The sequence below is a fragment of the Comamonas sp. F1-6 genome, assembly GCF_039581415.1.
GTDB classification, from domain to species: Bacteria; Pseudomonadota; Gammaproteobacteria; order Burkholderiales; family Burkholderiaceae_C; genus Comamonas; species Comamonas thiooxydans.
Genome location: NZ_JBCPWN010000008.1, coordinates 204,159 through 211,035, shown reverse-complemented (window position 1 = coordinate 211,035; position 6,877 = coordinate 204,159). Strand labels below are relative to the sequence as shown.

12 protein-coding genes are annotated in these 6,877 nt (G+C 53.8%); 9 read left to right on the top strand and 3 right to left on the bottom strand.

Going from position 1 to position 6,877, the window contains the following annotated elements; translation table 11 throughout:
• The 8 genes from AAIL66_RS11205 to AAIL66_RS11170 form a co-directional block, all read left to right on the top strand.
• On the top strand, nucleotides 1-316 hold a 316-nt coding region (locus AAIL66_RS11205; protein ID WP_343496763.1), incomplete at its 5' end, for a hypothetical protein.
• A 5-nt stretch (nucleotides 317-321) separates the two neighbouring features.
• Nucleotides 322-516: a hypothetical protein gene (locus AAIL66_RS11200; RefSeq protein WP_253233375.1), complete on the top strand. Its 195-nt coding sequence runs from the start codon at nucleotides 322-324 to the stop codon at nucleotides 514-516.
• 53 nt (nucleotides 517-569) lie between these two features.
• Complete coding sequence (locus tag AAIL66_RS11195; protein ID WP_343496762.1) at nucleotides 570-875, top strand: hypothetical protein; 306 nt, start codon at nucleotides 570-572, stop codon at nucleotides 873-875.
• Nucleotides 875-1,174 carry a hypothetical protein gene (locus AAIL66_RS11190; RefSeq protein WP_343496761.1) on the top strand — a complete coding sequence of 100 codons (300 nt, stop codon included), beginning with the start codon at nucleotides 875-877 and terminating at the stop codon, nucleotides 1,172-1,174. Before AAIL66_RS11195 ends, AAIL66_RS11190 begins: the two co-directional genes overlap by 1 nt.
• Before the next feature lie 53 nt (nucleotides 1,175-1,227).
• Nucleotides 1,228-1,578 carry a hypothetical protein gene (locus AAIL66_RS11185; RefSeq protein WP_003063433.1) on the top strand — a complete coding sequence of 117 codons (351 nt, stop codon included), beginning with the start codon at nucleotides 1,228-1,230 and terminating at the stop codon, nucleotides 1,576-1,578.
• Entirely contained in the window at nucleotides 1,565-2,086 is a 522-nt protein-coding gene (locus AAIL66_RS11180) for a glycosyl hydrolase 108 family protein (protein WP_059440714.1), read from the top strand. Before AAIL66_RS11185 ends, AAIL66_RS11180 begins: the two co-directional genes overlap by 14 nt.
• Nucleotides 2,086-2,610, top strand: a complete 525-nt coding sequence (locus tag AAIL66_RS11175) for a hypothetical protein (RefSeq protein WP_343496760.1) — start codon at nucleotides 2,086-2,088, stop codon at nucleotides 2,608-2,610. The genes AAIL66_RS11180 and AAIL66_RS11175 overlap by 1 nt, the downstream gene beginning before the upstream one ends.
• A gap of 105 nt (nucleotides 2,611-2,715) precedes the next feature.
• Complete coding sequence (locus tag AAIL66_RS11170; protein ID WP_301184174.1) at nucleotides 2,716-2,844, top strand: hypothetical protein; 129 nt, start codon at nucleotides 2,716-2,718, stop codon at nucleotides 2,842-2,844.
• A gap of 87 nt (nucleotides 2,845-2,931) precedes the next feature.
• Here the strand turns inward: AAIL66_RS11170 and AAIL66_RS11165 are convergent, their stop codons facing one another.
• A complete protein-coding gene (locus tag AAIL66_RS11165; protein ID WP_003063422.1) occupies nucleotides 2,932-3,186 on the bottom strand; it encodes a hypothetical protein in 255 nt (84 codons plus the stop codon).
• Nucleotides 3,187-3,269: 83 nt separating this feature from the next.
• Between AAIL66_RS11165 and AAIL66_RS11160 the strand changes: the two genes are divergently transcribed.
• Nucleotides 3,270-4,700 (top strand): hypothetical protein, encoded by a 1,431-nt coding sequence (locus tag AAIL66_RS11160; protein ID WP_343496759.1) that lies wholly within the window; start codon nucleotides 3,270-3,272, stop codon nucleotides 4,698-4,700.
• A gap of 304 nt (nucleotides 4,701-5,004) precedes the next feature.
• On the opposite strand, the gene AAIL66_RS11155 is transcribed toward AAIL66_RS11160, so the two are convergent.
• Together AAIL66_RS11155 and AAIL66_RS11150 are read right to left on the bottom strand one after the other, a co-directional pair.
• Entirely contained in the window at nucleotides 5,005-5,862 is an 858-nt protein-coding gene (locus tag AAIL66_RS11155; protein WP_343496758.1) for a DUF3037 domain-containing protein, read from the bottom strand.
• Complete coding sequence (locus AAIL66_RS11150; protein WP_343496757.1) at nucleotides 5,859-6,656, bottom strand: HipA family kinase; 798 nt, start codon at nucleotides 6,654-6,656, stop codon at nucleotides 5,859-5,861. Before AAIL66_RS11150 ends, AAIL66_RS11155 begins: the two co-directional genes overlap by 4 nt.
• Nucleotides 6,657-6,877 lie beyond the last annotated feature (221 nt).

Genomic DNA, 6,877 nt, shown 5'->3' with positions numbered 1-6,877 from the left:
GGCAGGGGATCAAGTCTCGCCTATCAATGGAGAAATTCTCGGCGTGACGGCGCCAGCTGCTGACTGGAGTGCTACGTACATCGTCAGTTTTCACGCAGACGTGAGGGCCGGCTCCAGAGGGGTTTTGCAAATACAGGTGGATGGTGGCACGCAATTCGAGTTTTCGTTGAGCGAAGGCGGCATGAAGTCTTTCGGCTTCACGTTCTCGGGTAACGGGCTAACTCGTCGTGTGCGCCTCTATGTGGCAGGCAACAACACGGCACCTGTGTCATCGGTCAGTGCCCGTTCCATTTCAGTAATCGTTTCCAAGAGGTAACTCACATGCGCTACGCAATGCACCGTTCTGGCGAAACCGCCATCTTCCAGATGCTGGAATGCCCTGAATCCATCGTCGCAGAGATCACGCCGCCTGGCGTGGTCTGTGTGCCTGTTGGCCTCGATGTCACAGACGCCACTCACCTGATCGTAGATGGCGTGCCCGTTCTGAAAACGGAGGTGGACGCACCAGCCAGCTGAACCATCCACGCTTCCTCAAAACGCTTCTCTATTTATTCCGAAGGATAAACAACATGACTGAAAACATTATCGGCCTCCACGCTTCCCTGTTCGACGACGACTCGGGCGCGCCCATCACGCACTTTGTGATTGCTCAGTACACGATTCGCACGCTCAACTCGCCCGGCAGCCAAGCCGTGCTGCAGGGCTATGTGAGCCAGTCGGCGTTTCAAGCGGGCAAGCGCCCGCTGACCAGCCGCGTGATCGATGTGCCCCTGGTACCGCCCGGTGGTGATGTGGTGCAGTGGCTGTATGAGCTGACGCCCACGGTCGAAGGGTCCGATCTCTATGGCTCGGTGCCTGTGACTACGAGCGCCTGATGGACTGGACGCCGCTGATTCACGCGCTGATCGCCATGCTGGCCCAGGCCCTGGTCGGCCTGGTGCTGGGCAACTGGTGGTTGGGTGGCGCGCTGGCCTGCAGCTGGTGGCTTGCCCGCGAGCACACCCAGGCCGAATACCGCTACATCGCCGCATTCGCCGGTGGCCATCGTGATGGCATGCCATGGTGGGGCGGCTTCTATTGGAGGTGCTGGGATTGGCCCAGCCTCCTCGATGCGGCAGCGCCAGCAGTTGCCTGCCTCGTCTTCTACCTAACCGCCTCCAAGGCGGTTTTTTAATTTCTGAACGGGAGGGATTTATGGAGCCAACAACAAGCACTGGAGCTGCTGGCATGGCCGGCTGGAAATTGATCGGCGGGCTGGCGGGGCTGGGTGCCATTGGCGCAGGCCTGGCCGCCGTTGTCGTGATGTGCATCACCACGCCGCGTGACCCCAAGGAATGGGCCGTGGGGCTTATTAGCACGGTGATGGCCAGCGTTGCGGGAGGCTCTGCCGTTGTGCAGTACATGGGCATCCAGCATTGGGCAAACAGCCACTTTGGGTTGATTGCCTTGCTGGGGTTGTGCTTTACCTGCGGCCTGCCTGGCTGGGCAGTGGTGCGCTGGACCTTCAATGCAATCCGCAAGCGCGACGGGAAGGGGATTGATGAAATTGCACAGGAGGTGCGCGATGGACTTCGATAAAGCATTCGACCGGCTGATCGGTCATGAGGGCAAATTCACTGCAGATCCTCGAGACGATGGCAACTGGACTGGCGGCAAGCAGGGGCGTGGCGAGCTCAAGGGCACCAAGTTCGGCATCGCTGCCAATACCTATCCGCATGTGGACATCAAGAACCTCACAGTGGAGCAGGCCAAGGCTATCTACCGTGAGGACTTCTGGGACGTAATCGGCAAAGCACACCCTGCCATCAAGTTTCAGTTGTTCGATGCAGCGGTCAATCATGGGCGCGGAAACGCTATCCGCATCCTGCAGCGTGCAGTTCTGGTGGCCGACGATGGCGCATGGGGGCCGCGCTCTCAGGCGGCGCTGAACAGCATGCAGGATCTGCGCGGGCACAACGATGTGCTGCTGCGATTTCTGGGCTATCGATTCAAGTTCTGGGCCAGCTTGGCCAAGTTCGACACATTCGGGCGTGGCTGGACGAATCGCGGCGCTGAGAACCTGATTTTTGCAGCCGAGGACAACTGATGGTGGACCCCAGACTTAAATGCATCTTGGCCAGCCTCGCGCTGGCCTTTTCTTTTGGTGTCGGCTGGGTCGTCAATGGCTGGCGGGCAGATGCGCACATCGCGCGTACCGAAAGCACTCAGGACAAACGGGATGCAAGCCAAGCACAGCAAGCACAAGAAGCCATAGAAAACAAAGCGGATGCCGTGGTCACTCACGCTGCCGCCCAACAGGAAAACACCCATGACTACACGCAAGAAATGGCTCAACTACAGGCTGGCCGCGCTGCTGATGCTGCTCGCATTGCAGGCCTGCAGCACGACATCAGCAGTGCTGCAACCCGCAACACACAGCTTGCCAGTGACGCCGCTGCCTGCAGAGATCTCGCAGATCAGCACCAGCGACTCGCAGCCCTTGCTGCAGAGGGCGCAGGCCTGGTTGGAGACCTTGGCGGCCTGGTCCAAAAGCGAGATGCCCAAGTAGAGCTACTGCGTGGTCAGATTGGTGCTGACCGCAAACTGCTGGAAAAGTTTGTGCGCTACTGATCTTGTCCTCTGGTTCATCAACGTGACCCACTGACTTCTTGCAAGTGTTTGCACTTGACCGCGAGGCAGGATACGATGTGTTACACCCTTTAAAGGAGGTACCTTATGAACCTGAAGCCGGGCCCTAAGCCAATCGCACAATCAACGGGTAAGCCTGACCAGCGTCGTCGTGACAACAAGAAAACTCCCGGGAATAACCCGGCCCTGAAGCCTGCCGTGCCGAAGAAAAAATAAGACCTTCTTTAGGGCCTTGAGCCATTGAGTTGAAAGCGCCCCGATACCTTGATTGGTGTCGGGGCGCTTTTTGCGTTTGGAGCGCGATCAGTAGCCTTCGACCAAAGGCATTTCCGTCCCATCGACCGCAATCATCACGCCCGTGGTGTTGGGGTCGATTTCTATTGGGACTCCCCACAGCTCATTGGGCTTGCCGAAGGAATTGACGATGTTGAACTGCCGCAACTCTTCCGGCGTCATCTTGATCAGCTTGGGATAGGCGTTGTTGTGGGCCTTCCAGTGCCTGAGGAACGTGTGGCAAACGCGCTTGTGGACTGTGTGGATCGGGGATTCATCGGTCATGGCGCGATTGTCTCAGAGCAGATCGCTACGCCAGGGGCTGACTGGAAACGGTCGGATTGTGTCAATCGACAGTAGCCCCTCAATTGTTGACAATCAGCACGCACCTTAGTGGTGCGGTCAGTTTTATTCACAGCCGGATTTGTTCGGCCTGTACCAATGAGGTTTCTGAAATGACCAAGCGAGAGCACGAAAATGGCTGTCCGTTGAGCGCAGTGGATCGTCGGCTTGAAGATGTGCACCGGCATTGGCACGAAGCTGAGCGTGGATATTTTGACCCTGAGACTTTCAGAGTGTCCATCCAAACCGCGATTCAGACACTACGCACCGTTACTTTTATTGTGCAGAGCAATAAGCGTCTTTTTCCTGACTTCGAGCCATGGTATGAGTCGTGGCAAGAAAGACTGCGTGCGGATCCTCTGATGCGGTGGATGGTAGATGCGCGTAACAAAATCGAGAAGCAAGGCGACTTGGAAACACATAGCTTCGTTCGAGCGGAGATCATGGCCTCCTATTATGAGGAAGGGCCTCGGATGGAGGTCCCGGCTGAACTCTTTCAGAGTGCCACTCAGCTGATCAAAGCTCTTCCCACAGAGGCAGTAAGAAAGCACGTCTTTAAGGACGGCATCCTTCGCATTCAACGCCGTTGGGTAGATAACAGCTTACCGGACTACGAGCTCCTGGATGCAGTCGGGATCGCTTACGGAAAGGTGGCCGAGTTAGTGGCTGACGCTCATCGGCAACTATGCTTGGAACCCCCTCCCACGAGGATCGGCGACATCGACCGAACAGATGGTGATGAATCTCGTGGAGGAAGACTACCTTGCATGATTGGTCACGGTGATGCTCGGAGCCACGACGTGTGGCTTGCAACAGGAAAATCAATGGAGTTCGAATCGCAAGCGGTCGAATTCAATAGAGCAGAGGCGGAACAGGCTACGGCGAAGTATGGGATCAATCCGAAGGAAATGTTCCCATCAACCGAGCCTGATCCCGAAACGACATTAAGGGAGCTTTTTGCAGTCGCAAGACAAATGTTTTGCGTTGATAGACATCACGACACCATTGTGTTCCTTTTGAATGGCGCTCGTCCCATTAAGATAATGAATCTGGTTTTCCAGGAGCACGGGGAAAAGTACCTTGTTATGAGGATGCTAGCGAACGAGGTGATCAAGGTTGGTGCAGATGGGGTAATCATCGTCAGCGAGATTTGGAGCGCTCCCTATGATTCAAGCAATCCTTATCGCCGAGCAGTGGACGCACCTGATAGAAAGGAATTTCTGTCAGCTATCCTTGTGACTAAAGCTGGTGTACCTGTGCAACTGCTTGCATTAATTACGCGCGATAGCGAGCACGTAACGCTTGAGGAGACTTACGAGCTTCGAGATCAAGCGCAGATTGCTTTTGCGCCCATTTACAAAGTGTGGGGGCGAGCAATTCCTGATGCCTGGATCAAGGCGACTTCGATGGGGGCGCTGGATGCATCGTCTGGCGATGACGTCGCGACGTCTGCTTGATTTGCTGCCAAGCTTATGCATTTGAGGGTGGGGAAGACCGCTTCTGGTCAGCAACGATGTTGCACTCGGTGCTCAAAACGGCGCAGGGGAGCGCGCCACATTCGCCAGTCCTGACCCGAAATACCCTTGGTGTCCTAGTCCAAGAGCGGGATGCCCAGATGTGCCTGCTGAGCGGCTTGATCACCGCCGACTGGGCCCTGCTCAAGCAGCTAAACTGCAATCGCCCCGACACCAATAAAGGTATCGGGGCGATTGTGGGGTTTGGAGACTAAATCAGTAGCTTTTGATTAGAGGTATTCTTATATCAAGAATGATCCTCTAATTGGTGTTTCTTGACTCTTTTTTCAAAACTCAAGGAAAACTCTGTCGCGTCATCTTCTTCGAAGACTTGGACTTTACTCGATTTTTTCAGAATTCCAAGAGCTTGCTTGTATGCGTCGTGCAGATCACTTTCAACTGGCTTCCCTGCAAGAAAATAAACTGCAAATTCCTCATCTGCGCCTTCTGCAACGCTGGAAATTTGCCCTAACCACTTATGGGCTTTTTCTTTTATTGAGGAGGCACTAGAAAGGTCAAATGAAATTGGCTCAAAACAATGCCATATTCCATTCTTCCAGGCGTGGTCGAAGCGCACAGAGTCATCGCTTGAGGAAATCGTCGTTGGTGTTAGGAATTTTATAAGGTGACGCTTTTCTAGCTCGCCTTTGAATTCTCTCCATATGTCTTCGTCTTTCTTTTTATTGTCGACAACCGCTTTCTCGAACTTAACAACATACCGCGTGTAAAGTGAGTTGAGCGTATCGTAGAGATCCTTTGAAAGCCCGCTCTTTGTTGTACTCCACTGGAGACTGCTGTCGTCTCTAGCCAGAACGTGCTTTAGCACTCCAGGTAAAGGGTTTTCAGAAGAAAACTGTAGCGAATGCTGATCTCGAACCGCCATGCTGTCGATTAAGGATTGAACGCTCTTTAATCTTTTTTTGTAATTCTCTGAATTTAGCGTTGGGAAAATCTTTTTGGCGCGACCATAATTGGTATTTATCTTCGCATAGATAAAAGATCGATCATGTGCGGCCAGAACAATACCAACGTTGATAAACTCTTCGCTAGTTATATCGTGTATGTATCGCAAAATACTGAATGAGTATGGTGTGCGTTGCATCATGATAATGCCTTTGTGAGTTCTGCTATCGCGGGGCGTGCGTTGTTCCTCAAATCTCTGATATATTCAACAGCAAGCGAAATTCTCTCTTTTTTCTGATGCCACTCCACGGGGATTGCAGACGCATATTCCTCGATCCGTTCGTCTGTGATCACTGTGAGCTTTTGCAAAAATATATCGAAATCCGTCACCAAGCTCCCCTTCGTCATAGGGTAAAACAGGTGCTTCTCAAGGGAGAATGGGGGGGCAAACGCGCCGGACGTCCATGGTGCCTTCCAGAATAAAATCATGTCCTGGCGAAGGGCCATTTCGTGATCGATCACTGCGATTTGACTTCCATTGAACATCAGGTTTGGGTTCTCAGCGCGACGGTCCGAATTTACGAATAGTGAGTCAAAGGCTATCACGCTACGAGCACTTGCAAGTAGGCTATCGCTGATTTTCCCTGTGGGGGCAACCCAGGTGGAGTAGCCATCGGGGAGGCGCTCACTGCCAAAGCCCTTCGGGCAGCTTCGTGCTAAGAACTGCTTGTGCCCCTCATCCCCAACAGTGGCGATGAAGTCGGGCGAGATGTTCACTATATAAGGCTGTGGGATCGGTAGCCCCAAGTCTTTGGCCAACGCTGCGGCGATGGCTTCACAGATCAGCCCTCCACATTGGTCCTCGCAACCTGCCGAAAATTTAGCAATAAGCTCCACCTCTTCGCCTGTCTCCTTCTCGCAGGCGAGCAGGAATGGCGTGGTCTTACCGTTGTGCATCTTCCTGTCGTAGCGTACGGCATCGACCTCTTTAAGCATCCCCACCCCTCAATATTGTTGTGACTAGTGCATGAAATGTAACGTATTGCAGCTAGTGTCTCAATAATGTCAGTCGGACTTAGTCAAGTCTCGGCGGGCACAGAACCCATAGGCTAGTTGAAGCCTCACAAAATTTCTGCATCAAATTGTGGGAGACGAGCTTGATGCAGCATCGACCGAACGAACCTGGCAGGGGCATGACGGATAGCCACGGGGGGCGG

Excerpts from the sequence above, each read along its gene's own strand:
- AAIL66_RS11185 (WP_003063433.1), top strand. The coding sequence starts at position 1,228 with ATGGCCGGCTGGAAATTGATCGGCGGGCTGGCGGGGCTGGGTGCCATT.
- AAIL66_RS11195 (WP_343496762.1), top strand. The coding sequence starts at position 570 with ATGACTGAAAACATTATCGGCCTCCACGCTTCCCTGTTCGACGACGAC.
- AAIL66_RS11175 (WP_343496760.1), top strand. The coding sequence starts at position 2,086 with ATGGTGGACCCCAGACTTAAATGCATCTTGGCCAGCCTCGCGCTGGCC.
- AAIL66_RS11180 (WP_059440714.1), top strand. The coding sequence starts at position 1,565 with ATGGACTTCGATAAAGCATTCGACCGGCTGATCGGTCATGAGGGCAAA.
- AAIL66_RS11155 (WP_343496758.1), bottom strand. The coding sequence starts at position 5,862 with ATGATGCAACGCACACCATACTCATTCAGTATTTTGCGATACATACAC.
- AAIL66_RS11170 (WP_301184174.1), top strand. The coding sequence starts at position 2,716 with ATGAACCTGAAGCCGGGCCCTAAGCCAATCGCACAATCAACGGGTAAG.
- AAIL66_RS11200 (WP_253233375.1), top strand. The coding sequence starts at position 322 with ATGCGCTACGCAATGCACCGTTCTGGCGAAACCGCCATCTTCCAGATG.
- AAIL66_RS11190 (WP_343496761.1), top strand. The coding sequence starts at position 875 with ATGGACTGGACGCCGCTGATTCACGCGCTGATCGCCATGCTGGCCCAG.
- AAIL66_RS11150 (WP_343496757.1), bottom strand. The coding sequence starts at position 6,656 with ATGCTTAAAGAGGTCGATGCCGTACGCTACGACAGGAAGATGCACAAC.
- AAIL66_RS11165 (WP_003063422.1), bottom strand. The coding sequence starts at position 3,186 with ATGACCGATGAATCCCCGATCCACACAGTCCACAAGCGCGTTTGCCAC.